At 56.7% G+C, this 26,353-nt stretch carries 22 protein-coding genes and 1 pseudogene; 15 read left to right on the top strand and 8 right to left on the bottom strand.

Annotated features, from left to right (window positions below):
* Nucleotides 1-50 precede the first annotated feature (50 nt).
* The 6 genes from EAO80_RS17400 (at nucleotide 51) to EAO80_RS17430 (ending at nucleotide 5,491) form a co-directional block, all read left to right on the top strand.
* A complete protein-coding gene (locus tag EAO80_RS17400) occupies nucleotides 51-671 on the top strand; it encodes a hypothetical protein (RefSeq protein ID WP_162994065.1) in 621 nt (206 codons plus the stop codon).
* Between the two features lie 77 nt (nucleotides 672-748).
* Complete coding sequence (locus EAO80_RS17405) at nucleotides 749-1,672, top strand: hypothetical protein (RefSeq protein WP_162994066.1); 924 nt, start codon at nucleotides 749-751, stop codon at nucleotides 1,670-1,672.
* Nucleotides 1,673-2,240: 568 nt separating this feature from the next.
* A complete protein-coding gene (locus EAO80_RS17410) occupies nucleotides 2,241-2,447 on the top strand; it encodes a hypothetical protein (protein ID WP_122091108.1) in 207 nt (68 codons plus the stop codon).
* Nucleotides 2,441-3,196 carry a hypothetical protein gene (locus tag EAO80_RS17415; protein ID WP_122091109.1) on the top strand — a complete coding sequence of 252 codons (756 nt, stop codon included), beginning with the start codon at nucleotides 2,441-2,443 and terminating at the stop codon, nucleotides 3,194-3,196. Before EAO80_RS17410 ends, EAO80_RS17415 begins: the two co-directional genes overlap by 7 nt.
* Nucleotides 3,197-3,368: 172 nt before the next feature.
* Complete coding sequence (locus tag EAO80_RS17425; RefSeq protein WP_122091110.1) at nucleotides 3,369-4,067, top strand: hypothetical protein; 699 nt, start codon at nucleotides 3,369-3,371, stop codon at nucleotides 4,065-4,067.
* Between the two features lie 680 nt (nucleotides 4,068-4,747).
* The gene (locus EAO80_RS17430; RefSeq protein WP_245998696.1) at nucleotides 4,748-5,491 is read left to right on the top strand and encodes an SDR family NAD(P)-dependent oxidoreductase; all 744 of its coding nucleotides are present in this window, start codon (nucleotides 4,748-4,750) and stop codon (nucleotides 5,489-5,491) included.
* A gap of 46 nt (nucleotides 5,492-5,537) precedes the next feature.
* Here EAO80_RS17430 and EAO80_RS17435 read toward each other — a convergent pair whose 3' ends face one another.
* The 3 genes from EAO80_RS17435 to EAO80_RS17445 form a co-directional block, all read right to left on the bottom strand.
* The gene (locus EAO80_RS17435) at nucleotides 5,538-6,923 is read right to left on the bottom strand and encodes an aldehyde dehydrogenase family protein (RefSeq protein ID WP_122091112.1); all 1,386 of its coding nucleotides are present in this window, start codon (nucleotides 6,921-6,923) and stop codon (nucleotides 5,538-5,540) included.
* Nucleotides 6,924-7,059: 136 nt separating this feature from the next.
* Complete coding sequence (locus EAO80_RS17440; RefSeq protein WP_245998697.1) at nucleotides 7,060-8,148, bottom strand: phenylacetate--CoA ligase family protein; 1,089 nt, start codon at nucleotides 8,146-8,148, stop codon at nucleotides 7,060-7,062.
* Nucleotides 8,149-8,150: 2 nt separating this feature from the next.
* On the bottom strand, nucleotides 8,151-9,590 hold the full coding sequence (locus EAO80_RS17445; protein ID WP_122091114.1) for a sodium:solute symporter family protein: 1,440 nt from the start codon (nucleotides 9,588-9,590) through the stop codon (nucleotides 8,151-8,153).
* A 593-nt stretch (nucleotides 9,591-10,183) separates the two neighbouring features.
* Here EAO80_RS17445 and EAO80_RS17455 point away from each other — a divergent pair.
* The 3 genes from EAO80_RS17455 (at nucleotide 10,184) to EAO80_RS17465 (ending at nucleotide 13,147) form a co-directional block, all read left to right on the top strand.
* On the top strand, nucleotides 10,184-11,266 hold the full coding sequence (locus EAO80_RS17455) for an RNA-guided endonuclease InsQ/TnpB family protein (protein WP_245998728.1): 1,083 nt from the start codon (nucleotides 10,184-10,186) through the stop codon (nucleotides 11,264-11,266).
* Nucleotides 11,267-11,425: 159 nt separating this feature from the next.
* Nucleotides 11,426-12,193: an IclR family transcriptional regulator gene (locus tag EAO80_RS17460; protein WP_122091117.1), complete on the top strand. Its 768-nt coding sequence runs from the start codon at nucleotides 11,426-11,428 to the stop codon at nucleotides 12,191-12,193.
* Between the two features lie 240 nt (nucleotides 12,194-12,433).
* Nucleotides 12,434-13,147 (top strand): haloacid dehalogenase type II, encoded by a 714-nt coding sequence (locus EAO80_RS17465; protein WP_122091118.1) that lies wholly within the window; start codon nucleotides 12,434-12,436, stop codon nucleotides 13,145-13,147.
* Between the two features lie 133 nt (nucleotides 13,148-13,280).
* On the opposite strand, the pseudogene EAO80_RS20480 reads toward EAO80_RS17465, so the two are convergent.
* Nucleotides 13,281-13,490: pseudogene (locus EAO80_RS20480) on the bottom strand (branched-chain amino acid transaminase); the annotation flags it as partial.
* A gap of 83 nt (nucleotides 13,491-13,573) precedes the next feature.
* Between EAO80_RS20480 and EAO80_RS17475 the strand changes: the two are divergent.
* The 5 genes from EAO80_RS17475 (at nucleotide 13,574) to EAO80_RS17495 (ending at nucleotide 20,307) form a co-directional block, all read left to right on the top strand.
* Nucleotides 13,574-14,128 (top strand): type 1 glutamine amidotransferase domain-containing protein, encoded by a 555-nt coding sequence (locus tag EAO80_RS17475; protein WP_122091120.1) that lies wholly within the window; start codon nucleotides 13,574-13,576, stop codon nucleotides 14,126-14,128.
* A 576-nt stretch (nucleotides 14,129-14,704) separates the two neighbouring features.
* Complete coding sequence (locus EAO80_RS17480) at nucleotides 14,705-16,033, top strand: IS4 family transposase (RefSeq protein WP_122091121.1); 1,329 nt, start codon at nucleotides 14,705-14,707, stop codon at nucleotides 16,031-16,033.
* Between the two features lie 517 nt (nucleotides 16,034-16,550).
* Complete coding sequence (locus EAO80_RS17485; protein ID WP_122091122.1) at nucleotides 16,551-17,030, top strand: (2Fe-2S)-binding protein; 480 nt, start codon at nucleotides 16,551-16,553, stop codon at nucleotides 17,028-17,030.
* Entirely contained in the window at nucleotides 17,027-19,435 is a 2,409-nt protein-coding gene (locus EAO80_RS17490) for a xanthine dehydrogenase family protein molybdopterin-binding subunit (protein WP_122091123.1), read from the top strand. The genes EAO80_RS17485 and EAO80_RS17490 overlap by 4 nt, the downstream gene beginning before the upstream one ends.
* A complete protein-coding gene (locus EAO80_RS17495; protein ID WP_122091124.1) occupies nucleotides 19,435-20,307 on the top strand; it encodes an FAD binding domain-containing protein in 873 nt (290 codons plus the stop codon). Before EAO80_RS17490 ends, EAO80_RS17495 begins: the two co-directional genes overlap by 1 nt.
* Before the next feature lie 198 nt (nucleotides 20,308-20,505).
* On the opposite strand, the gene EAO80_RS17500 is transcribed toward EAO80_RS17495, so the two are convergent.
* Nucleotides 20,506-22,008: an amidase gene (locus EAO80_RS17500; RefSeq protein ID WP_122091125.1), complete on the bottom strand. Its 1,503-nt coding sequence runs from the start codon at nucleotides 22,006-22,008 to the stop codon at nucleotides 20,506-20,508.
* A 115-nt stretch (nucleotides 22,009-22,123) separates the two neighbouring features.
* On the opposite strand from EAO80_RS17500, the gene EAO80_RS17505 reads away from it, so the two are divergent.
* The gene (locus EAO80_RS17505) at nucleotides 22,124-22,885 is read left to right on the top strand and encodes a LamB/YcsF family protein (RefSeq protein ID WP_122091126.1); all 762 of its coding nucleotides are present in this window, start codon (nucleotides 22,124-22,126) and stop codon (nucleotides 22,883-22,885) included.
* Between the two features lie 35 nt (nucleotides 22,886-22,920).
* Here the strand turns inward: EAO80_RS17505 and EAO80_RS17510 are convergent, their stop codons facing one another.
* From EAO80_RS17510 to EAO80_RS17520, 3 genes are read right to left on the bottom strand one after another with little or no spacing between them, the layout of a single operon-like run.
* Nucleotides 22,921-24,273 carry an acetyl-CoA carboxylase biotin carboxylase subunit gene (locus EAO80_RS17510; protein ID WP_122091127.1) on the bottom strand — a complete coding sequence of 451 codons (1,353 nt, stop codon included), beginning with the start codon at nucleotides 24,271-24,273 and terminating at the stop codon, nucleotides 22,921-22,923.
* Nucleotides 24,266-25,255 (bottom strand): 5-oxoprolinase subunit C family protein, encoded by a 990-nt coding sequence (locus EAO80_RS17515; protein WP_122091128.1) that lies wholly within the window; start codon nucleotides 25,253-25,255, stop codon nucleotides 24,266-24,268. Before EAO80_RS17515 ends, EAO80_RS17510 begins: the two co-directional genes overlap by 8 nt.
* A complete protein-coding gene (locus EAO80_RS17520) occupies nucleotides 25,255-26,157 on the bottom strand; it encodes a 5-oxoprolinase subunit B family protein (RefSeq protein WP_122091129.1) in 903 nt (300 codons plus the stop codon). Before EAO80_RS17520 ends, EAO80_RS17515 begins: the two co-directional genes overlap by 1 nt.
* Between the last annotated feature and the right edge of the window lie 196 nt (nucleotides 26,158-26,353).

Raw genomic sequence — 26,353 nt, forward strand, 5'->3', positions numbered from 1 at the left:
AGCTCTTCATTGCGGCGTACCGTGAATCAGTGGAGTACGCTCGGACGACTGTGCTTACGACTGTCTGCTGGATAATCGCCGGGATCTGTGTCAGACTTCTTCCCGGTGCACAAATTCCTCTGTACGGAAACGTCAGTCGGGGTGTCGCTAATGATCTGTTTTTCATCTTCGCTGCCCTCGCGCTGGCGATAGTTTTTATTATTCAACCTTTCCGCTTCTATTGGCGCTCGGGATCGTTCATTTACGAGGCGAGCTGGTTCCCAATTCGGCCCACCGCCCGCGTTATTGAGGAAGCCCAGCACGGAACGTTCCGAGCTGAACGCAAGACACCGTACGATATTGCGCTCATCTTACGCATCCCTGGGCAAGTCGATGCAATGGATATCCAACTACACTCGCCAAGCAACAGCGTGACCTTCACGCTCGGCGACGAGCTGCCAACTGACATATCTGCCTATCCTAAGAACCAGGGGTTTCGGTTCGACCGAGAGATGAATAACGATATCGTCACACCGATCCTGCAGATTGAGCGCATCGGCCGGCTCGCAGGTGGTCCCGACACGTATGTCTACGTGTATGATGTCTCGAAGAACGATACCGGCGGACCACTCCCGCCAGATGAACTAAAGCGAGACGGTAACGAACTACTAAAAATCAAGGTGACTGATTAACGATGGCTACTGACGCTACTCCGTTCGATTACACAGGCCAGCTAAGGTATCACGCATACGAGTACCGAGGACCTGAGATGAGCGTTGAGGAACTACTCGAAGCGCTCCCTAACGGCCCCGGTCGCAGTGGACTGTCTACGACCCATCCAGAGTGTTATGAACGCGAAGACCTTGTCGCCCATCTCAGTGCCGAACTCGCTGAAACGCACATGCAGCTTCCGCCGACCTTGAGCGCGGTTCGGCTTACGCAGTACCAACTTGGGGCCCGTATTGAAGCCATCGACCCCGACAGCAACACCGTTGTCGACGTCCATCAGATCAACACCACTCAGGCCGATATCGCGGCGATGTCTCCCCAGCGGTTACTAATACGCGGCCCACATCAGTTTACTGAAAATATCAAGCAACAAATGGAGCAAAACCTCGGCCGCGAGGGTCGTCTCTTGCCAATTGAGTTCGAACCTGCGTTCTTCCTGTGGATCTATGCGGGCCACTGGCATGATACGACTGCCCGCTTCGACAAGATTACACCGATTCGACTGACCGGTGCTACAATGGTCGGCGATACTGACACCTTTGGTCGTGATATTACACTTGATGGCGACGAGCTGGTGACCAGTAGTCTAATACACGCAGCCTTGCTCTCGGAAAATCAATTCGAAAAATTACGTGGACAATTCGAGCTAGACGACCGCTACATTCAGGCCAGTCTCAATGTGAACGGGCAAGTACATGTCCACGTCGCTGGAGATCTGCGGCAACGGGGTATGGCGGAGCGGTTTGTCACCGCGACCCGTGTTGTAGATCAGTTCGTCACGGAGTATCTACGCTGGTTGGAACTCCCTCGAAATGAGCGCTACCCGCCAGCGAGTTTCTTCAAGCAGTTGGACGAGGCCGCGGAAGCTCAAGGACTTGAGTTATCTGCGGATATTGACGATATGTTGGCAATGTTCGCGGAGCAGAGAGGAGAAACAATCAACGAGTATCTCGAAAACGGATAGAAGTTAATAATTCCGTATATAAAATAATATACTATATGTTGCGAATATATTTGTTCAATTTGTGCCATTTGTTTTCCGTTCCGATTCTCCCGTTACAAATGAGTACACACCTCTCCCTCCCACTAACCAATTTTATTATTTCAGTATATAATCAGGAATGATCTCTTGACTCTCGAGGATCTTCTATTAGTCGGTATTCACCGGTTGGTGCATACATCTGTTCAGCATAATCAGCTGCGATCAGTTGCTTAAGATTATTTCGAATCGTCTCTCGCGACCAATCAACTTCGTTCTCAATCCGACCAACAGTTGCACAAGAACAGGGCTGGCCGGCAAACCAGTCAAGTAACTCGACCATAGATTCAGTCAGTTGAATCGGCATACAATTGCGCATAGGCGCTTTGGGTATTAGTATCTGCTTTGCAATAATACTTTGCACTAGTACTTCGCAATACGCAAAGTTAAAGTAGCATTAAGCCACACTAGTAGTTGAGGAGGATGGTTTCGCCAGAACTGATCTGGCCCGGTGTTTGTGGCACCGAACCATGCTTCTCGCCAGGGAGAAGCAATGAGCACTAGCAACTCAACCGCAGAAAACAGTATCGCCTCCGAACAGACGCACCGAATCACGGGTCCCCACGCCGAACCCCCAACGGTTGCAAACGCCACCACCTACTGGCGCTGTGAGTCCTGCGAACGCGAATCCATCCGCGAGCAGGACCTCCACCGCGAGACCTTCCACGCCGACGAGTGCGAGGTGATCGACCAATGCTGACCGAAATTCCCACCGACACCACCCAACTGTTCGCCGGCGCGCGACTCTCCCAAACCAATCCCAACTGCACGGCCTGCAACCGAACCCTCAGAGAAGGCGAACAGGTCACGATCTATGCCGCCCGTCAAGAAGACGCCCCCACGTTCGCCATCGAACGCATCTACTGCCGACAGTGCACCCCCGAGGAACTCACCAATCCAACGCTCGGCCTAAGCGAACACCTCCTCCAAACCCGGCTTACCCGAACGCTGGACGTTCGCACCCAGCGTGAGTTCCAGACACTCGGCGAGATCCAGACGCTCGATACAAGCGCCCCGAGCCAAGGCAGTGCCGAAGCCCACGCCGACGACCCCCCGACAGCACTCCTGCGGGATACCCACATCCAGAACCCCGCCAGCGCCGTCTATCACATCGACGACGGGGAGGGCCAGCCCCTCTGTAACTGCGAGACGAACGCTCAGTACACGCCGGTCCCACTCGAAGAAGCCGAGGCGAGTACGGCCCGCCGGTGCGAGAACTGCCAGATCGCCCGCGAGGGCCAACAGGCGACCAAGTCCTGTCCCCACTGCAATACCAAGATCGGGATGAGCGCGTGGCCCCAACACGTCCGGGCATGTACGGGTGATCCGACCGACGCCGCCGAGGAGACCACTCCCGACGGCGACCCCGCGATCACCGACACTCAGCGCGCGACGAGTCCGGCCACACGCACGGGCGCTCGGACACCGCTCCACCAGAGCCAGGAGTAACCCGCGCCACAATGGGCGGGCTTTCGCACAGCGCCAGCGCTGTACGCCCACCGAGAGCCTTGCCTGTCCCAGTCTGTGTTCTACGTGTCATCACCCCGCTGCGCCACGTCGTCGAAACGCTTGCCAGCCACGAGACGGGCCCCGCGATCGTCTCATCATCATCCTGTTTCCAATGACCGACACTACAACGACCGAGAGCACCGCCACCGACCAGTCCGCGACGACCAATGAGCCAACGCTTGAGTCGGTCTATGAACAGCTCGAGGCGCTCACCGACCGCTTCGAGCAGCTTGAAGCCGAAGTCGAACGCAAAGACGAGCGCATCGAGGAACTCGAGGCAGAGCTCACCGAGTACAAGCGCTTTGCCGGCTCGGAATTCGCCGACGTTCGCGGACGGATTACCGATGTCGAAGAACAGACCGACGAGCTCGAAACAACGCTTCAGGAGACGCCCATGGAGACTATCGACCCCGAGGAGAACGGCTCCCAGACCACGACCACGGAGACACCATTAGAACGGATCTGTACGCTCCCCGAGCACGTCGCCGATCGCGAGCTCACGACGAATCAGAAACGCGCTCGCTTCATCGCACGTGACGTGCGCGACTACGCCGAGAAGGCACCTGTTGGGCTCGTGCTCGATAGCCGGACGATTGCGAAGGTCATCACTGCCGCCGAAGGGTCGAAGCCTCACACGCAAACTGTGGCCCGCGTCATGGATTTCCTCGCAAAACTTGGAAAAGACGAGGTCGAGCAGACGAAACGGCGTGGCAAGAAGCTCGTTGTCGTCGACGAAGAGGCGGCCGACCGCTATCACGATCGTTGTGATCGGGATAGTGAGCACGCCCCTACGGAGAGCGTGATGTCCTAACAACGGGACAACAACAAGGAGCAGAGCCGACGACAACCACCCCGGGTAAGCCCTCCTCTCCTAGTCACAACTCCGAACACCCTCTTCCCGTTATAGTAGTAGTAGAGGGAGGAGAAACGAATTTGCTGGTTCTGCCTTCGGACGCGTATCACACCACGGTGTGATTGGGTTGGTTATCTCAATCAGACTCTTCATACAGTACCTTGTTCAACACTATTTGAGCCTTTCATTGAGACTGAGATCGCCACCATTTCGAAACAGATCGAAACGTCGGCGTGAATAGTCGGTCCGTTGTGCGTGTCTCATTGGTGGCTGTAAAGCTCAAATTCTTTGCCCATTCCGTATGTTGAACAAGGTTTTGGAGCAGGCGCTACAATCCGAGAATCACTACAGTACTCCTCGAGAGGCCGTCAAGCGAACTTCCCGACAAGCTACTGGCGAACGACAACAGCCGGTTGGTTCGTGACCGTGTCTCTGACGATGAATCGACGGGTAGCCCACTTCTCAGAAGTAAGCAGGCGGATACGCGTAGTTGGCTCTCATCTCTTTCTCTTTATTTACCATCTCCCGTAAACATATACGATAAATATCGCGATGAAAAGCGTCTAAAGTCATTTCGACGGAGCCCCAGAAATCGACGGGATTAATCCGAGAGGTGCCGACTTTGGCAACTGTCTATCATGCCCAACGGTGATACAGCTCTTGTGACCGGTGGCTCGGGTGCGATCGGGCGTGCGGTTGCTCCGACGCTCGCCCGGGTGGGGTTCGATGTCACTGTCGCATACCATCGAGACGAAGCGGGAGCGAAAGCGGCTGCCGAAGCGGTCCGAGAGCACGGTCAGCGAGCGACGATCGTCCAGGCCGATATCCGCGATACCGAAGAGGCGGCTGCACTCGTCGAACAAGCAGCCACCTTAGGGCCGGTCGCCGTCGTGGTCAACGGCGCGGGGGCCGTCAATCCCGGGCCGGTTGAGGAGGCACCCGATAGCATCGGGAACGTGCTCGCAGTTAACGTGGAGGGCGCGATCAACGTCACGACACCGGCGATCAAATTGCTTCGAGAGAACGATGGAAGCGTGGTCAACATCAGCAGTGTCGCGGCGGTCCACGGTACCGTCGATACGACCTACGCGACCGCGAAAGCGGGCCTGCTAGGATTTACGAGATCGCTCGCGCGGGAAGTCAGCCCAGATGGCGTCCGCGTCAACGCCGTCGCACCCGGACCGGTAGACACCCCGATGAACGACACGATCACCGATTCGCTCGAGGACCGCCGGTTTCGTGGCCACCACACCGTTGATACGCTCCTCGATCGGTATGAGGCGACGCCGGAGGAGGTCGCATCCGCAGTGCGGTTTCTCGCGACCCACGAGTTCATCACCGGCGAAATACTGCATGTCGACGGCGGGATGTCGCTCAGTTGAGCACGGGCCGCCACCAATCGAACCCTACGGGCGGCTCGGGACTCGATCAGCTCGGATCGTAGGTTGTCGTCCGATAGAGGAACGAGGTGAGATATGTCTCGTGTGTTTCCCGGAGATCGACGGACGCGGGGTACCGCCCGCCGTACACGTTCGCGATCGCTGGCGAGCGGACCAGCGTTCGTTCGAGGTCGTCGCTCCCGACCACGACCGCAAGGTAGGCGCCATCGGGGGGCACGACGGCGTCGGACTCGCGGTTGGTAACGCCGGCGAATTGGAATGGGAGTTCGGGGACCAGCGTATCCGTTCGAAAGACAGTCGGACGCAACCGGGCGATACCGTCTCGTTCGACGAGGCGCTGCTCGCAGTACGCGGCGGTGACGTCCTGTCCCGGAATACGCCTTATAGCGTTAGTTACCTGTTCAGCCGTATCCGGGGCGAATCCCGGAACGGTGGCCTGCTCGTCGATTAATGATCCGTATGTCGGTCCGCTCAGTTCCGTGACCCGACGGGCGAGCCGCTTGGCCAGCACGTCGCCGTTACACTCGCCCGTCGCGACGATCCGAGTGAGGCAATAGCATGCCCGTCCGGCCGAACGGAGCACGCCACGAGCGAGGGAATCGAGTTCTTGCTCCGTCGGCTTACGGGCAAGGACGGCGATGCTCTGTCCCGGCCCGTACGTCTCGACGCTCGGCTCAGTCCGAAACGACCCTACCGCGTCTTCGGTGCCGAACGTCATCGCGTGGTCGGTCTCGCGACACACGGTCTCACCGATCGACCGATCGCCTGGGAGCACGTGGACCGCCGATTCGGGGACGCCGGCACCCCGGAGAGCGCGCGCCAGTCGAATCGCCGTCAGGGGATCACGGTCGGACGGCCGGAGGACGATCGGTATCTTCATCGCAAGCGCGAGAGCTGGCCAAGCGTACACCGCGGGATCGTTCGACGGCATCATCCCGCCGAGGACCCGCACACGAGGTGTGAACGCCAATCCGACGTCGGTTTCCCGGGTGTAGGCCGGGTCGTCGTACACATCGAGGGCGCCGGTGGGCGATTGGGCACGCAGCGACTCGGCGGCGTGTCTGAGGCCGAACGCAAGCCAGTGAGCGCTCGTCCGTACCCAGCCCGCCGGCAGCCCCGTCGCCTTGACGACGCTTCGCTGGTATCGGTCGAACGGGACACAAAAGGTAGTGGAACTCGCCGCCGGCGCGCCCTCGTCGACGAACAGCTGCCCGGCGGTCGCGATCCGATCAAGCAGGGTCCCTACCGGTAGCGCCTGCAACGCGTCGAAGCCGTCCTCGCGTGCCGTCGAGACGGCGTCGTGGACGGTGACATGGGGCGTTCGCGCCACCTCGTAGAGCGGTTCCCCATCGATCGCCTCGAAAAGCATGGTGCGAGCCGTTTCGGTCTCGCCACTGGAGACGACGGGGAGCATCAGTGCCCGTTCACCGATATGCGGATCCGGAATTGGGGCTGAGGGGATTTTACCGCGGCCGTGGTCGCGGGCGGAGCGGGACGTTTTCCCGTAGGACCAAGCCCGTATCGGTGATCAGTCGCCGGCAGCGGCACCATCAGTACACCCCCTCGACTGCGTCCTGTTCGGCGTCTTCGCCCGTTGCGGGCGTCCGTACCCAGTCCCAGGGAAATGGATCCGTTCCTGGGATTCGCGTGGCGACGTCACGCTCCTCGAATAGGGGGAGGAAAAATTCCTCGTTGAGCACCGTCAGTCGAACAGTCCCTCGCTCGCCGTAGTCGACGAGGCCGCCGTCCTTGTCGACGGTTTCGGGAACGAACTGCGGGTAACACGGGACGTAGTCCAGATGGTATCCACGGTCCTCAGGGGCACTGATTGTGGGCGGTACCTCCGGTGCCACACCCATGAGAGTGTTACCGTACTCGCCGACAAGCGTCTGATCGGCGTACCACTTCTCCCGAAAGACGCGGTACGTGTCCCTATCGAGGGACGTTCCGCCGTGGATGATTCCGTCGATCTCCGAATTAGCTATCAGATCCCGGACCGCGGGTCGCTCGAGCAGGCGGGCCGTAGTAAACATAACGTCGATCGACTGGGTACCGAGGACGCGCTCGGCCTGTTCGAGCAGGTGATCGACGTATGCGTCGAACTCCCCGCGGGACGGACGCTCGGAGAGGCGTTTCGCCCAGCGTGGATCCATTGTGACGTGGAAGGGGAGACTACCCCATTCATGCGCGAGATGCTGGACGAAGGTCCCGGCATTGTTCGCACCGCCGGGCGGTGCGACCCCGAGGACGTTGCCCGTCGGGAACTCCCAGTGATCAAGGACCCGTGTCATCCAACCCGCCTGCTGGCGCCAGTAGTCCCGCATGAGCACCCGTTTCGGGGCGCCGGTCGTTCCGCCGGTCTCGTAGACGCGCCGCTCCCCATTAAGCGAGCGTGGTGCGAACTGCTCAACGGGCAGCGTCCGGAGAACGTCCTCGTCGAATGGCTCGAAGATGTCGGTGAGGTCGTCGAACCCGGTAACGCGGGCGCGAACGTCGATCCCTTGCGCCTCCTGCCAATCGAGCCAAAACGGCGTCCCGGTGTCGGGGTCAAAGTGCGTTTCGATTACCCGTCGCATCCACTCGTTGAGGGTCGTATCTACCGGTCCGTACGGATTCGTCCACGTGGTGGTTCCGGTCATGGTCATGATTCGAGGAGGGCGGTGAACTCTGTCGGCTCCGATTCTGGGGAAAGAAGCGATCCGAGAACGAGACCGCTACATGCAAGCACGAGTGCTGGGAGGAATGGCATGAACATAAACGAGGGTGCAGGGCCGAATGTAGCCGCGAGGAAGTACCCCTGGCCGAGCATGACTGACGCGATCGCGCCGGTTGCAGTCACTCTCGACCAGTACAGCGGGGCGATGTACGCCGGTAGGAGGAGGGCGTTCCCCTGAATGAAATATATCGCGAGGTCGATGATCGTTCCTTGCTGGGGCAGGGCAAGTGCGAGCCCCCCAATTAGCAAGCCGACGGTCGTAAGACGGCCGACCCAGGTCTCACGTCGATTGCTCGCAGCCGGGGCGAGATGGGCCCGGTACAGATCATGAGATACCAATGAAGAGAGCGTCAGTACGAGGCTATCGGCGGTACTCATCATTGCAGCTAGCGCCCCACCCATGATGATACCGAAGATCCACACCGGGGTGTACTCCGCGAGCAACGCCGGGAGGATCGTATCGGGGGAGTCCAGTCCAGGCATCGTCACGACACCCCACACCCCCAGCAGGACCGGGACTAGTGCGGCCACGATGACCATCACTGGCCACCAGATCAATAGCGATCGGAATGCCCGTTCGCCGTCGGCCGCCAGAAATCGCTGAAACATCTGTGGGTACGCGATGATCGCCATCGTATTCATCAGCAGAAACGAAACCCAGACGCCGGGCGTGAAGAATCCGAGATCGCCGCTGGGTTCGAGGTGGTTCGAGGTTTCGGCGAGCATCGCGGTCGTCCCCGCGGGCTCCAGCGTCGGAAACAAATAGAGGAAGGCGGCGACGAGCAGGACGACCATCGCAATACCTTGAAGGACGTCTGACCAGGCGACGCTTCTGAGCCCACCCAGACCCAAATAAATAGTCGTGACAAGCGTTAGGAGGATAGCTCCCTGGGTGAACGTGATTGCTCCCTCTGTGATTGTTTCGAACAGGAGCCCTCCTCCCATCGCCTGAATGGAGAGATACGGAATCGCCCAGACAAACTGCACTCCCAAGATCAGGAGCTTCACTGTCGTGCTGTCGTACGCGTCCCCGACATATTCGGTCGGGGTGAGATACCCTCGTTGGCGGCCGATGCGCCAGACTTTCAACCCGACGAGTGCAAGCGGAATCCCGGCAAGTGCCTCAACACCTAACAGAGCGAACCACGCCATCCCGTGCTGATAGCCCCAGCCGGCACTCCCGAGGAAAATGAAGGCGCTCATGAGTGTTGCGAACATCGTGAGAGGAAACACCACGACCCCCAACGTGTTGCCCGCGAGGAAGTACTCCGTGGGCGTCGATCCGGTGCGGACGTAGCCAGCCCAGCCGATCGTTAGCGTCACGAGGAGATAGACGGCGATGATGCCGATGACGACGGTATTCACCGTTTCTCATCCTCTACTGGTCGCCTGAGAGGCCATTCGTAGCGGACACCGGCTATCGCCGCAATGAAGGCTGCGGTAATCATGAATAGTAGTGTTGCAGCGGCCCAGAGCGGGAGCCCCCAAACGATTGGTTCGACCGGAAGCCACACGGCTAGACTCATCAAGACGAACAGGATTCCAAACAACCACCACAGTCCGGTCTCGGAATCAACCGATATCATTTCCGAAGTCATAATCGGATAGTATTATCTGGTTATAGCGGGTTTGATTAATCTATCGAATCGGCTGTCCAGCTCTGGTATCCCCATCGGTAGGGCTGATCGTCCTGATGATGTTTTTCCTCACACCGTAGGTGACGATGGAAAACCGTACAGTCGGTGACTTCGGAGCTGCTGCGTTCACGTCTCTGCTAGGCTAGCTTTCCCCCTCGGAATCCGCGTTGCAACTGGTGAGATACCCAACCTACGTGCTTTATGGGTTGAGGGAAAGATTCCGTTTTATGGCGCAACTTACCGATACCAACCGGCATCGTAGCGGTCGCAGTCCCTAGGGCGTCGATTCGGCCCGCCTCATGCCCAATTCAAAAAATTGCGCTGAAGAATGTTCTTCTCGAGCTCACGTCGAACCTCTGCGTTCGCGCCTACTCGAAAGCCGTCGAAGCTCTCAAATCGACGGTCGCCGAGTGGAAGAAGGGTAACAGCCGTCCGCTCCCCCGATTCTCGGAGCCGTCCACCGTCTACGACAAACGAACGCTAACCATCAAGGACCGTTCTGCGACCCTCTCGACGGTTAACGGACGGGTCGCCGTCGAATACGTCCTCGGTGACTACCAGCGGTCGTACCTCGATGACGACAACTACGAGAAGCGGATGGGGACGCTCCACTACCGCGAGGACGAAGGCGCGTTCTACCTTCATATCGTCCTCCTGAAAGAGGTCGAACAGCGGGAGGGCAACCGCGTGATGGGCGTCGATTTGAACTTGAAGAACGTCGCCGTAACCAGTACAGGCGCGTTCTTTGATGGTGGCGAACTGTTGTGGGGTCAGAACCACTACTTCCGAGTCCGCCGGAGCCTCCAAGCCAAAGGCACTCGGTCCGCAACGCAGGCGCTTGCGCGACTGTCGGGCCGAGAAAACCGCTTCGTCTTGGACCGCCTGCATACCATTTCTCGGCGACTCGTAGAAGAAGCCGACGCCCACGACTGTTCGTATATCGCCGTCGAACGGCTAACCCACATCCGTGAGAACATGGATAACGGGAACGACCGCATCAAGCGTCAGATGCACAATTGGGCGTTCCGCGAGTTACAGGAAATGCTCGAATGGAAAGCCGCCGAGTACGGTATCTCGGTCGAACCCATCCCGCCCGCGTTTACGTCGCAGACGTGTTCGCGGTGCGGCCACCAATCGTCTACAAATCGCGGTTCGGATGGGTGGTTTTCGTGCAACGAGTGTGGGCAAGAGTACGACGGCGACTACAACGCGGCGAAGAATATCGGGATGGAGTTGCTAACTGTACCCGAGGGCAAACGCCCCTCGGGGTTGAGCCACGGTCAACTGGCTCTGAAGTCCGGGACGTTAAACCTGAGTGACGACAGTTCGTCCGCCGAATTTCGGCCAGAGGGGGAGTCCCACGGACAAGCCCCGTCCTCAAACGCGAGCGTCAGCGAGCGTTAGGGCGGGGCAGTTGACTGCCTTCTTCGTCCACTACTAGAATACACAACGGCCGAATCAAGCATTGGATGAGCGTACACCTGCCAGGGAAGTAAGAAACCGATAACTAGACGCTGCCTATAACAGATGTGGCTTATCTATTGTCGTGTACTAGGGTGAGGCATGCACGCGAAGGACAGCAAGACGATCAAGTCTCTTGAACGGTCGTTCTCCATACTAGAATATATTGTAACGAACGGTGCCAAGGGAGTAAACGAACTCGCAGAGGAACTCGATTATTCACCGAGTACAGTTCACGCCCATCTAACGACCCTCCACCAACTCGGGTATCTCATTATGGTTGACGGGAAATATAATCTCTCGAATCGATTTCTATATTTTGCGAGACATGGGCAGAAGAGAGTAGAGGGCCTTGATCGTATCAAGACAAACGTTAGGCGATTAGCTGAGGAGACGAATGAGCGTGTCCAGTTCATGGTCGAGGAACAGGGGCGTGGAATCTACATCGATAAAGCTGAAGGCGTCCATGGAGCGCCGAACAATACGTCCCTTGGAAAACCTCGATACCTCCATATATGCGCTTCAGGGAAAGCGATATTAGCACATCTTCCAGAAGAGCGTCGAACCGAGATTATTGATCACTGGGGCCTCCCACAGCAGACGGAGAATACCATTACAGACGAAAAAACACTCGCATCAGAATTGGAAACGATACGAGAAGATGGGATTGCAACGAATAACGGTGAAACCGTAGCCGGATTAATAGCTGTCGGTGCACCAATTCTATCGGTTGATGATCAAGTAATCGGGGCTATTAGTATCTCTGGGCCAGCTCATAGAATCGCGACTGATGGTGAGGTAAACGAGGAATATCGTGACAAATTACTGGGGGCGATCGAAGATATTGCACTCAATCTCAAATATACGTGATCTCTATTCGCTAGTGTAATTCGGTGATAGAGAACAGCAGTAATTGGTGGCAAATCGGCGGCTCTCTAGTTACCACGAGTGCAACGGCATATTTGCTGCAGTAACTGTGCCGAAGGTGTATTCGGTATTAGTGAATGCGGTAGTGAATTTGCTGGCATTATTCGCTATTGCTACACTTATTTCAATAGTTCATACAATACATACTATTATTACCCATAAATTCGTATATTTACTCGTCAAATGTCCAAGATTGCTGCGGAGACAATCCAAGAAGAAGCGAGCGTTCTCGCCTTCGATCTGTGGGATACGCTGCTCGATCGTGAATCGACACTAATCCCTGCATTAGATGAGTTGCTGACTGATCATGACTGCGATTATGATCCAGAAATCTTACTGCGACGATATCTGGCGATGCACTTCCGCGACTCGATGATTGACTCACTGATTCCCGGGCCTCATACTCCGTTCAAGGAGATTAGCCGTCGAGCGCTCAGTTACCGGTTAGAGCAACTCGGTCTCGATGTCCCTGACGAGGAAATCCGTCGAGTCATCCGACAATGGAAGACCCTGCAACCCTATCCGGACGTAGATTCAGCTCTGGATCGCTTAGGTGACGAGTACAAATTGGTCGGGCTTTCGAATGGTGATCCGGATATGCTCAACGCGGTACGTCCAAACTTCGAGACAGAGCTTGACGGCGTTGTATCGGTTGCTGATGCTGGCGCGTACAAACCACACCGAGCGTCGTATGATCTGTGCTGTGACGAATTCGATGTCGCACCTCACGAGGTAGTATTTGTAACTTCTCATACATTCGACCTCGTTGGTGCAAAAGCGGTCGGAATGCGCGGAGCATTCCTTAACAGGCATGAGAACCCGTACGGCGGCTGGATACACCGACCGGATCTTACCGTTGCTGATACCGGAGAACTGGCTGATAGGCTAACTTCTTAGGAGGAGCCGGGACTGCTTCATCTTTACCGAAGCAACTGTCTGAAGGCACTGATCGAGGTTGGCACCGCTTCAACTCCAGACAATAGACGACTCTACCGAGTGCCGACACTGTGTTCAAAGCACGTAGTCCGGCCTACACTGGAGTGAACCATTCTTCGTAGTCATCAGTCCGACCTGCAACGATGTCGAAGAACCGAGACTGGATCTCATCCGTAACAAGGTCATTGGTACCGTTGCCGATGGCGATATCAGTAACCGAGCGGATTGGCGTGATTTCCGCAGCTGTCCCTGCGAAGAACAACTCACTGGCAGTCTCCAGTTTGTCGCGCGATATAGTCGACTCGAAACGTGTTTCATTGTGGCTGCAGTGGCAGGCTCTCTTTTTAACTGGAATTAGGCTACCTAGCCATGTGGAGAACACTCACAATGGCAGATCCACTCACCGATACCACTGTCGCCGTCTTTCTTGCACAGAGAGGCACTGAAGAGGTTGAGTTCACCGAACCAAGGGAAGCTGTCGAGAACGCCGGAGCCGATGTTGAGGTTCTCGGTACGGAAACCGGCGAGGTACAAACCGTCAATAACGATCTCGAACCGGGCGATTCCTACGAGATAGAGAAAACCTTCTTAGAGGTTTCCGCAGACGACTATGATGCGCTGATCGTCCCGGGCGGCACGGTTGGGGCCGATACCCTTCGGATGGATGAAGATGCAGTGGACTTAGTTAGTGAGTTTGCTGAAGCACAAATGCCAGTGGGGATAATCTGTCATGGGCCGTGGGTGCTGGTTGAGGCGGATGCAGTTGAGGGTCGGACCGTAACCTCCTATCCCAGCCTGCAGACCGATATTCAAAATGCAGGCGGTGAGTGGGTCGACGAAGAAGTCGTCGTCGACGAAGGACTGGTAACCAGTCGCAACCCCGATGACTTGCCTGCCTTCTGCGATAAAATCGTTGAGGAATTCGAAGAAGGACAGCATTAGCGGGTGTAGCAGCCGAGTAGCGGTATCGCTATTTTAATATGCCATAACTGATTAGATCGACGATACTCCGATTTTCCAGCCAGAACGTTACCAGATTTCATTTTGACGCCCTTGTGCAATATCGACCCCTTCTCCACAACTGTGTTGCACAAGCTTCGGTTTCTGAAACACTCTCGGCATACGATATATCCGCCTGATCATCGGTTCCACAATCATGGGTCGGGCTCAAAACGAGTCGCGACTCTGTTGAGATCCTCTACAGATGAACTGGTAGGACCACCCAGCGCTACATACAGACGAACGATGTGTCGCTCTGGGTAGCCATCTACTTAATCTCTATCAGAAATCACGTGCGAGATTCAGAGGCAGTAACTAGGCTGCCATTTCTGCCCCGTATTCAGCCGTAAATACTGATAACCCGTTCGTACGCGTATCTCACCGTTGTATCTTCGAGGGAACAACCATATTGAGTGACAAGTCATATGTGGGTAAAGCATCATCCGTTCTAGTTTAACGAACCGATGTATCCGGCGACGTCGAACTAAAATAGTCAGTAACTAGGAATGTGAGAATCCGGTGGAGAGTGTGTACACACCACCGGATTCTATAGTTGTGGATCGAATTCAAAGAGCGTTTCCCTCCGATGAGTTGCGCGAGCGTGCTCGCGCAACGAACCTCATCCAGCGAGAGCGGAAACGCGACGTCGTCGCGCTGTTTTACACGCTTTCGCTCGGCTTCGCTGCTGGATCTGACCGATCCATTCAGGCGTTTCTCGAACGCTACGTCGAGATGGCTGATTGTGACGAACTCTCCTATGCGACCTTTCACGGATGGTTTGAACCTGGATTCGTTGCACTCCTTCGAGAGATTCTCGATGACGCCATCGAGAATCTCGATACCGGCCAAAGCGAGCTTACCGGACGTCTCGAACGATTTCGAGACGTCCTGATTGTTGACGCCACGATCATCTCACTCTATCAAGACGCTAGAGATGTCTATACACTCGATGACGACCGAGCCGGGGCGAAACTCCATCTCACCGAATCGCTCTCGACTGGCCTTCCGACGCGATTCCAGACAACCGACGGTAAAACGCACGAACGAAGCCAGCTACCCACCGGTGAGTGGGTAGCTGGCGCCCTCGTCCTGTTCGATCTGGGCTACTACGATTTCTGGCTGTTCGACCGCATTGACGCCAATGACGGCTGGTTCGTCTCTCGCGTCAAAGAAAACGCAGACTTCGAGATTGTCGAAGAACTCCGTACGTGGCGAGGGAACAGCATTCCTCTAGAAGGACAGTCGCTGCAGGCCGTCCTCGACGACCTGCAGCGACAGGAAATCGACGTACGGATCACTCTCTCGTTCGACCGTAAACAAGGGTCGGGCGCCAGCGCGACCCGAACCTTCCGATTAGTCGGCGTTCGCAACGATGACAGCGGCGAGTATCACCTGTACCTGACGAATCTGGCCAGAGACGACTACCGCGCGCCCGATATCGCACAGCTTTATCGGGCGCGCTGGGAGATCGAACTGCTGTTCAAAGAACTCAAATCACGGTTTGGCCTCGACGAGATCAACACGACCGACGCCTACATCATCGAGGCGCTGATCATCATGGCAGCACTCTCGTTGCTGATGAGTCGGGTTATCGTCAACGAACTCCAGAAACTGGACGCAACCCAGCGAGACTGCGCCGACGACGCCTCAGCGTCGTCGACGCGGCTTCCTCGACGGCGCTGTTCACACGCCGTCGAACGGCACGCGCATCTGATCCAGTTGTACCTAATGCTGGATCTGGGGTACGAGCTACCGGATCTCGATTCGTTGTTGCTGTGGTCGTCACGAGATCCAAATCCACACCGACCGAGGTTACGTGAACAGGTGGAGTCAGGCGAGTTCTGGTAACGAACTCGCCTGACGAGACGGACTGGATCGCCCGGACTGATCAGCGACGGCCTTGGAACGGCGGCGCACTCACGACCGCGAGTGCGCCGCCTTCGACAGAAGAGATGACCAATAACCGACTGGTTTGCTGAAACAGCAGCTATCACGGCATGATTGCGGTCAGACTCAACGCAATTTCGGCGTGATCGCCGTCTCAGTCAATCGCTAAGCTAGAACGGATGCTTCGGACACATATCACACCCCGGTGTGAGTAGTCTAACGGTACCTTGTGCAACTTCATCACTTACCTAACGAAATCTGTTGCACAAGGCCAAACACGCCGCTGATAGTTTATTCGGACTAGAATGTCGCGGAGAAGACTCCAGAGCGAGATTTTTGCAGTACTGACCGTTGGGACCTGATATTTCGAGTCCAAACCTATTTACCTCGATATGGTGAGTGTGATATGTGGTCTTCTAACACGGATGTTGGAAACAATACGCATGAATGAGTAAGCCACGTACTGTGAGGATTCTGAATGTCAGAACACAATATATCGATAACAGTTAACGGTGAACAACACGAGCTGACCGTCGAGCCACGAACATTGCTCGTATCGGCACTTCGAGATGAACTCGGCTATACCGGGGCGAACGTCGGCTGTGAAACGGGACGATGCGGTGCCTGTACCGTCAGGGTGAACAGTGAAACGATCAAGTCCTGTACGCGCCTGGCCGTCCAAGTCGACGGATCGGAAGTCGAGACGGTCGAGGGAATCGCCGACAACGGCGATCTCACGACCCTACAAGAGCAGTTTCAGGAACAACACGGACTCCAGTGTGGCTACTGTACGCCAGGGATGCTCATGACCGCCGATACGTTCCTCCGTGAGAACGACGATCCAACCCGTGAGGAAATTCGAGAGGCGATCGAGGGGAACCTCTGTCGGTGTACCGGCTACCAGAACATCGTAGATGCCATCGAAGCCACAGCTAACCAGTTGGGTGGACAACCATGAGCGACGCGGATACGAATGAAGCGACGGCGGCAGCTGCCGAACCCGACGGGGACGGTAGTAGTGGCACTTTCGGCTCTGCCATCAAACGCGGCGAGGACGTTCCACTGCTAACCGGTGACGGGGAGTACACCGACGATATCTTCCTGCGTGGAACGACTCATCTGGCTATTCGCCGGTCCGATCACGCCCACGCACGAATCGAGAGTATCGATACCAGCGACGCCGAGGCTATGGACGGCGTTATCGCGGTGTACACCGGCGAGGACGTCGTCGAAAGCGGTGTTCCGAACACGATTCCGACCGCGTGGGACCTTCCTGGCCTCGTCCAACCACAGTATCGCATGCTCGCCACGGACAAGGTTCGTCACGAGGGAACAGGTATTGCCGCCGTCATCGCGGAGACGCCCCACGTGGCCCACGACGCACTCGAGCGGATCACAGTCGAGTACGAGCCGCTTGAGCACGTCACCGATCCGGTCGAGGCCGTCGAACGCGACGTGCCCCCGGTTCACGACGAGGCAGCAGACAACGTCGCCTTCGACTTCGAACTCGGCGACGTGGATGCCACCGACGAGGCGTTCGCCGACGCCGACCGGGTTGCGAGCGTCGACCTCCGACAGCCACGTATCATTCCGAACGCGATGGAACCGCGTGCGGCCCTCGCGGACTGGGAGGACGCAACCGGAAAACTGCGTCTCTGGATGACGAGTCAGAACCCCCATCTCCATCGAATGCTGCTCTCAGCGGGCACATTGGGGCTTCCGGAGAACAAGATTCAGGTAATCGCTCCTGAAGTCGGCGGTGGCTTCGGGAGCAAGATCTACCACTATCCGGACGAGGCCGTGACAGCCTGGTGTTCGATGCAACTCGGCCGGCCGGTAAAGTGGCAGGCGACGCGCTCGGAGAGCTATCTGACCGACTGCCACGGCCGGGATCACGTGACGACCGGCGAGATCGCTCTGGACGATGACGGAACGATCCGTGGAGTTCGAGTCCAAACGCACGCTGGCCTCGGCGCACAGCTTTCTCAGTTCGGCACAGCGACACCGTCGTACCTTTACTCTACGGTTCTCTCCGGCCAGTACACCATCCCGGCGATTCACTGTCGGGTCATTGGCGCGTTCACGAACACGACACCCGTCGACGCCTATCGCGGTGCGGGTCGGGCCGAGGGGATCTACGTGATCGAGCGACTCGTTGACGTCGGTGCACGGGAACTCGGGATGGATCCGGCTGAACTGCGACGGCGCAATCTTGTCCAACCCGACGAATTCCCCTACGAATCGGCGGCGGCGCTCGTCTACGACAGCGGCGAGTACGAACGCGCGATGGATCTGGCGCTCGATCACATCGACTACGACGAACTACGCGAGCGCCAGCGCGAGCTTCGAGACGAAGATCGGTACCTCGGAATCGGAATCGGTAACTTCGTCGAATCCGCGGGGCTCTCGCCATCCGGACTCGCCGGCGATCTCGGCGCACAGGCCGGCGGCTGGGAGAGTTCGATCGTCCGCTTTGATTCGACGGGGTCGGTAACGGTCCTCGCTGGAACCGCCGACCAGGGACAGGGACACCGAACGACCTACGCCCAGATCGCGGCCGAAGAACTGGGGCTCTCCGTTGACGACATCGATGTCGTCGAAGGCGACACCGATCGGATTCCGCAAGGAATGGGGACGTACGGCAGCCGAAGCGCCTCAATCGGCGGCGGCTCCATCGCTCGGGGTGCTCGCGAAGTTCGGGAGAAAGCTCGTCGGATCGCCGCCCACCAGCTCGAGACGAGCGTAGACGACCTTGAGTTCGAGGACGGCGAGTTCTGCATCACCGGTGCGCCAGATCGATCGCTTCACATTCAGACGATTGCACACGAGGCATACCTCGGTCACGACCTGCCTGAGGGAATGGATCCCGGTCTCGAGGAAACTAACTTCTACGACCCGGAGAACTTCACCTACCCCTTTGGAACCCACGTCGCGGTCGTCGAAGTCGATCCCGAAACGGGTGAAATCGAGATCGAACGCTACGTCGCGGTCGACGACTGCGGCGAGATCATCAACCCGATGATCGTCGAAGGGCAGGTTCACGGCGGAATCGCACAGGGGATCGGGGCCGCACTCTACGAGGGAGCGGCGTACGACGACAATGGCCACCTTCAGACTCGTCGAATGGACGAGTACGCCGTCCCGCACTCGACGCAGCTACCGGAGTTCGAGACGGACAACACGGTAACGCCGAGTCCACACAACCCGATTGGGGTGAAAGGCGTCGGCGAGTCGGCTACCATTGCGGCGACACCGACGATGGTGTCGGCCGTCGTGGACGCGCTCGAGCCGTTCGGCGTCGACCACCTCGATATGCCTCTCACACCGGAGTCGGTCTGGCGGGCCATGGAGGGTGATCGGTAATGTACACGAATGACTTCGAGTACTACCGGGCAGACAGCGTCGACGACGCACTCTCGTTGCTCGGTGACCACGCCGGTGCCGAACTGGTCGCCGGCGCACACGGGCTGTTACCGCGAATGAAGACAGGGGACGAATCGCCGCCAGCGCTCGTCGATATCGGCCAACTGCGTGGGCTCGATATGATCGAAGAGGATGACGATGGGACTGCCCTCTCGATCGGCGCACTCGCTACACACGCCGAAATCGCCGACTCCGAGACTGTCCGACAGCGTGCGAGCGCACTCGCCAACGCTGCGGCCGAGTTGGGTGACCCACAGGTTCGAAACGGTGGGACGATCGGCGGCAATCTTGCCCACGGCGATGCGCGTTCGGATCCGCCGGCCGCCTTGCTCGCACTCGGCGGTTCGCTCAAGGTTCGCGGGTCAGACGGCGAGCGAACGATCGACGCGACCGACCTTTTCGAGGGACCGTTCGAGACGGCGATCGCTAATGACGAGATCGTCACTGGCATTCGGATACCGACCATCGACGATGCAGTAAGCGGCTATCGCAAACGTCGAGATCCGCTCTCGGGCTATGCATTAGTCGGTATCGGCGTCTGGCTTCGAACCGACGGCGAGACGATCGAGGAAGCTCGAGTCGCCGTCACCGGTGCGACGACGACTCCTGCGAGACTGCCGGCTGTCGAGGACTCACTCGAGGGGGAAGCGATTACCGAGGATACGATCACCGCGGCATCGGCCAAAGCCGGTACAACAGTCGACGACGGAGCGTTCGTTTCGGACGTGCAGGCGAGCGCCGAGTATCGCGAACACCTGTTGACGATCGATACCGAGCGTGCGCTGTATGATGTTCTGGATATCAGTCGGTGAACCGCCTCGGGGCCAAGTGGTTCGAGACACTCGGCCCGCTACCTGTAGACGATCGATGTGCTGGACGCGACCACAGGGGTCGTCGTCGCGTGCATTCGAGTCGAGAATGCTCGTATCCGGCTGAAAAACATTTCGTCGATTCTACTCTCGGAAACGTACACACCACGGCGTGATCAGTCAGACGGTGTCTACTGATCTCTACAGATCTTCGAGCGGCGGTGCATTTTCGGGTGGTTCTCGTAGATCGGTATGCTGGTCGAATGCGTATGCCAACGACAGCAGCATCGACTCATCGTATGGCTTCCCGAGAAGTTCGACACCGACGGGGAGGCCGTTGTCCGTCAGCCCTCCTGGAATCGATATTGCACACAGTCCGGATTGAGAGGCAATGACGGTGTTTGTCGGAAACGTTAGTGTGTCGAGTGCACCTGATTCGATATCCGTTGCTTTGGGTGGCAGGACTTGGACATCAGGACACAGCAACACATCGAGATCGTTGGCTGCATAGACGTTCAAAACATCACGCTGGAATGAGAGTTGTGCGGCTACACTTTTCCAATAGTCGGGGTCCGACTCTGGGTCCGTTGGTGCTTCTTCGGCGATCCCGATAAACAGATCGAGAATTTCGGAGTACTGGTTCGATTCGTACAACTCAGCAACCGAATCAACTGGTGCATCCGGACGTGCTTGGAAGAATTCGTTCAAATCTCGCTTTGACTGCAGAAGATACAGTGACGTGCTATCGAGATGCTCATCGAGATTCGGGATACTGACCGGCTCAACAATCTCGGCTCCTAAATCGGCCATTGTGTCAATTGCCTCGTCGACCAGTGTTGTGACCGGTCCACTCTCCGGATCGTTTTCATCGCCGAACGCATCCCGGAGGACGCCGATTCGTGTGCCATCGAACGCGTCGGCGTCGAGGTGATCAACATACGAGCCCGCCTCATCCGCGAACTCGGTCACAGCAGTATACTCGTCTTCAGCATCGTAACCTACTGTAACGTCAAGCACGGATGCGAGATCCTTCGCGGTTCGGGCCATCGGTCCAGGCGTGTCTTGCGAGGCGACAAGTGGTGACATACCCGTCCGGCTGAGAAGCCCTGGTGTCACGCGAATTCCAAAGAGATTATTGAACGAAGCAGGGAGTCGGATCGATCCACCGGTGTCTTCACCAATTCCGATAGCTCCGAGATTCGCCGCAACTGCGGCGCCAGTCCCGCTACTTGATCCTCCTGGATCGCGTTCCGGATCATACGGATTTTTCGTTCGCCCGATTACCGACGAGTAGCCAAACCAGGATGTCGCCCAATCTGGGAGGTTCGTCTTTGCCAGTATGATTGCACCTGCTTCACGGAGATGCTTGATGAGTGTTGCATCTGCTGATGGCTGGTAGTTGGCAAATGCTTCCGACCCGAACGTGGTTGTGATCCCTGCCGTCTCGACTTGATCTTTTACCACGAACGGAATACCGTGTAGAGGTCCAACACGCCCTTCAGCATCGAATTTCTCGTCCAGCTCGATTGCCTGCTCTACTGCTTGTGGGTTGATAGTGATGATTGCGTTGAGTTCAGGGCCGTGCTGATCGTACTTTTCAATACGGTTGAGATATGTCTCGACCAGCTCTTGAGCGGTGAGGTCATCTGATTGGTAGGCTGTGTGAATCTCGTCGATCGTTGCGTCTGTTACTTCGAATGCCACGGATCGACGGTACAATCACCACATACTGCCATAGCTCTACCTACTGGAGACGTGATGGAGTACATTTGCGACACCTCAAGTAGGAGGGCGATAAACCAAACAACGACCATCAACCATGACAGCAATGGACATCAACGGCGATATGGGCGAGAGTTTCGGAAATTGGGAAATGGGCCGCGACGAGGAAGTAATGCCCTACATCACGTCCGCAAATATCGCTGGCGGCTATCATGCTGGCGACCCGCACGTACTACGAGAAACCGTCGAACTCGCCGCTGAGCACGATGTCGGACTCGGCATTCATCCCGGCCTCCCAGACAAAATGGGGTTCGGTCGCCGGACGATGGACGCCTCTCCTGAAGAACTCCGAGACTACGTCATCTATCAGCTGGGCGCTTTGATGGCGTTTGCACAGCGCCATGACGCGTCTGTCCAGCACGTCAAACCCCATGGGGCGATGTACTCCATGCTCTCGGAAAGCGAGGACCATTGTCGTGCTGTCCTCGAGGGAATCCTCGAGGTCGATCCCGATCTCATCTATCTGGCGACGGATATGAACATCTACGAGGTAACGCAGGAGTACGACGAGCTAGACGCTGTTTTCGAAGGCTACGTCGATCTTAGCTACAATCCGGATCGAACGCTGATCGTCGAGAAGGAAGTTGAACCAAAGGACCCTGATTTGGTCGCCGATCGAGCCGTCTCTATTGCAACGCGTGGCGAAGTCGAAGCCGCTGATGGAACGGTGATCGATATTCCTGCCTCGTCGATCTGCATCCACGGTGATGGTCCCAATTCCGTCGAACTTCTAGAAACGATCCATGATCGATTCGAACAACACGGCGTCGAGCTGGCCCGCCTCGACGACATCGTATAGAGTAACTTTACACGTATCAACGCTAGTCGATTCGATCAGGAGTCGTCGAGTCCACTGAACTGCTGATCGAGATATTTCGTCGTGTGATTGCTCTCGACGAAGACCTCATCCTCGAGGACGGCACGGTGGAACGGAATCGTCGTCGCGATACCCTCGATGTCCGTCTCCGTGAGCGTCCGTTTGCTGCGTGCAAGCACTTCCGATCGGTCTTGTGCGGTGACGATGATCTTCCCAACGAGCGAGTCGTAAAACGGACTGATTCGGTCTCCCTCATTGACGCCGTCATCGACACGAACCCCCATGCCTGTCGGGGGCCGATAGGTTTCAAGTGTTCCTGGTGTTGGCGTGAACTCCTCGAACGGATCTTCTGCGTTGATACGGAACTCCATGGCGACGCCCCTAGGTTCGACTTCGGACTGGTCGAACGACACCGTCTCGCCCGCGGCGACGCGGAACTGTTCTTTGACGATATCGATCCCCGTTACAGCCTCCGTTATGGTATGTTCGACTTGGATTCGGGCATTGACCTCGAGGAAGTAGAACTCGCCGTCCTCATAGAGAAATTCCACTGTACCGGCGCTGCTATAGCCGGCTTCGCCAACCCCACTTCGGGCTGCCTCACAGAGATCAGCCCGTGTGTCCGCATCGAGTACCGGCGACGGTGTCTCTTCGATGAGCTTCTGCTGGCGACGTTGCACAGAACAGTCGCGCTCGTAGAGATGCCGTACGTTCCCGTGTGTATCACCGATAACCTGTACTTCGATGTGACGTGGGTTCTCAAGGAATCGCTCGACGTAGACTGCGTCGTTGTCGAAATACGCCTCGCCTTCACGTTTGGCGTCTTGGAACTGCTCGTCGATCTCCTCAGGCCCAGTAACGACCTTTAGCCCTCGTCCACCGCCACCACCGTCGGCTTTGATCGCTACCGGATAGCCATGTTCGTCAGCAAACGCTTTCACTTCGGACGCATCGTCGATCGGTTCGTCCGTTCCGGGGACCGTTGGAACACCCGCCTCCTGCATGATGGCGCGTGCTTTCGTCTTCTCACCGAAATCAGCCATCAGCGTTGCTGGTGGCCCGACCCAGATGAATTCGGACTCTTCGACGCGACGAGCGAATGATTCGTTTTCCGCAAGGAATCCGTAGCCAGGGTGGATTGCGTCTGCGTTAGCTTCGGTTGCCGCCTCTATTAGCGATTCCTGATCGAGATAGCTTTTCCCGGCAACTGATGATCCAATATGGTACGCTTCATCGGCACGGCGAACGTGTTTTGCCGTCTCATCAGCGTCGCTGTAGACGGCGACCGTCTCGATTCCAAGCTCGGCCGCTGCTTGCATCACACGAACTGCGATTTCGCCCCGGTTTGCGACGAGTACTTTATCAATCATCTGTTGAAGGGGAATCTTCCTGCAGTGATGTGCGGATCTGCTCGAGGGTCTGGTCTCGCTCGCGCCGCATCGCAAGTGCGTCATCGATATCGACCGCGTTGAAAGTGACTGTATTGTGGGTTCGACACTGCGAAAGCAGATCTCGGTCCGGACTCACAATGGTTCCAACAGTCGTATACCCACCACCGGTAACGGCATCTCGCATGAGGATGATCGGTTGCCCGGCCATCTGAATGGACCCAACGGGGTAGCCAAGGTCCACAACGTTGGTCACATCCGGACCAGCACCAAAGGGTTGCTCGCGCTTTTCGAACATATCTGTGATGTCCGGTCCATTAAATCGATAGCCGACCCGATCGGCTTCATCGGAGATCTTCCACTCGGCATCGATGAACCGATCCCGTCCATCGTCGGTCAGACGATACGCACACAGACCCATCACAACGTTGATCTCGTGTGTCGCGTAGTCGGGTTGGTTGTCCTCATCGATCGATGTGCCGATCATCTCCTCGGCGTTCGACGAACTACCGATCGGCAATGTATCGCCCTCTTCGAGTGAGCGCCCTTCATGACCACCGATGCCAATGAGTGTATAGGTCGAACGGCTTCCCATTACGGGTTCAATATCTATTCCCCCAGCAACGGCGAGATATGCGCGTGTTCCCTCCGTTGCGAATTCGAAGGCAAGCGTATCACCGGCCTCAGCCTGCACAGCCGTCCATAGGGGAACCTCCTCATCGTTGAGCGATGGATCCATGTCGGCACCAGTAATGGCGAAGACGGTGTCCTCCGCAAACTCGATATCCGCCCCCATGTACGTCATTTCGAGAGTGGCATCGGATTCGTCGTTCCCGACAAGCCAGTTAGCGACTTTGTGAGCAAACTGATCCATCGCACCGGATGGCGGCATTCCGATATGATAGTGGCCATAGCGACCAGTGTCTTGAACCGTCGTAACGAGTCCCCCATCGAGGATACGCATCAGTCAAGCACCTCCAGAAGCTGCTCGTTGTAGCCATGTGGATCTTCGAAAAACGCCTGCGGTTCGAAGTCTATCTTCGAGTAATTGTATTGGTAGGAGTTGTCTTCAACGTCTTCTCGAATCGAATCGTATTCGTCGCGATCGATTTGACGGAAGCTGATAATATCTCCTGGGTTCGGAAGTACCATCGAATCCTCAAATGCCGACAGCTTCTGATCAACGTCTAACACCTCAACAGGTGTTCGTCCATAGAGCTGATAGCCCCCAGCACCAGGAACAGGATAGATCGCAGTGAACGCACCACCGAACCCAACTGCTCGACTTGGCGTTGCTGTTCGTGGCTGTTCGTATTTTGGCACCTCGATCTGCTCGTCACGAGGGACCATTTGGAAGCAAAATGGGAGTCCAGGAACGAATCCGATCATCGTCACCATATGTGGCGCGCCGCTGTGATGATCGATGAAGGCCTCAACCGAATCGAATCCGTTGATCTCAGCAGAATACTCGAGGTCGGTCGAATCCGGATCTTGATGTCGATCCCGGAAATCCATCACCGTTTCATGCGTCCATGGGTCATCGTAGAAGACGGGAATCTCGAATATGCGTGCTTCCCACTGATAGTCTGAGACGTCGATTTCTTCCTCGAGTGCCTTGAGCTCGTCAATTAGATCATCAGGGTGGAGTGTCCCTGGATCGAATTGAATCAGATACGAGGCATTCGATGGTGCTACTTCAATAAGGCCGTCAGGACCGTTCTGGCGAATCTCCTGTGTTATCGCCTGTGCTTTAAAATTCGCATCGAAGCTCATTGCTTCATCCAGCTCAACGAACACCCAATCATCCCCACCGTATTCATATCGTGGGGAGGAAAGCTCCTGTCTCGTTATCGTTTTATTCGCCATTCTACTGCGATAGAGAGTAGTTACCACCGTATAGGTATCGACTCAACCCTAATAGCGAACATATTGAATGCACCCGTTTGCTCACAATTGACACTACTGAAGGATTTACCAAAACGCAGGCGCTAAGGCCCCTTCCTCAACAAGCGACCGAAGGGAGCGAGTAGGGAGGGGATACAGCGCCGTCATCGTCTTCCAT

Source organism: Halalkalicoccus subterraneus (genome assembly GCF_003697815.1).
GTDB lineage: Archaea > Halobacteriota > Halobacteria > Halobacteriales > Halalkalicoccaceae > Halalkalicoccus > Halalkalicoccus subterraneus.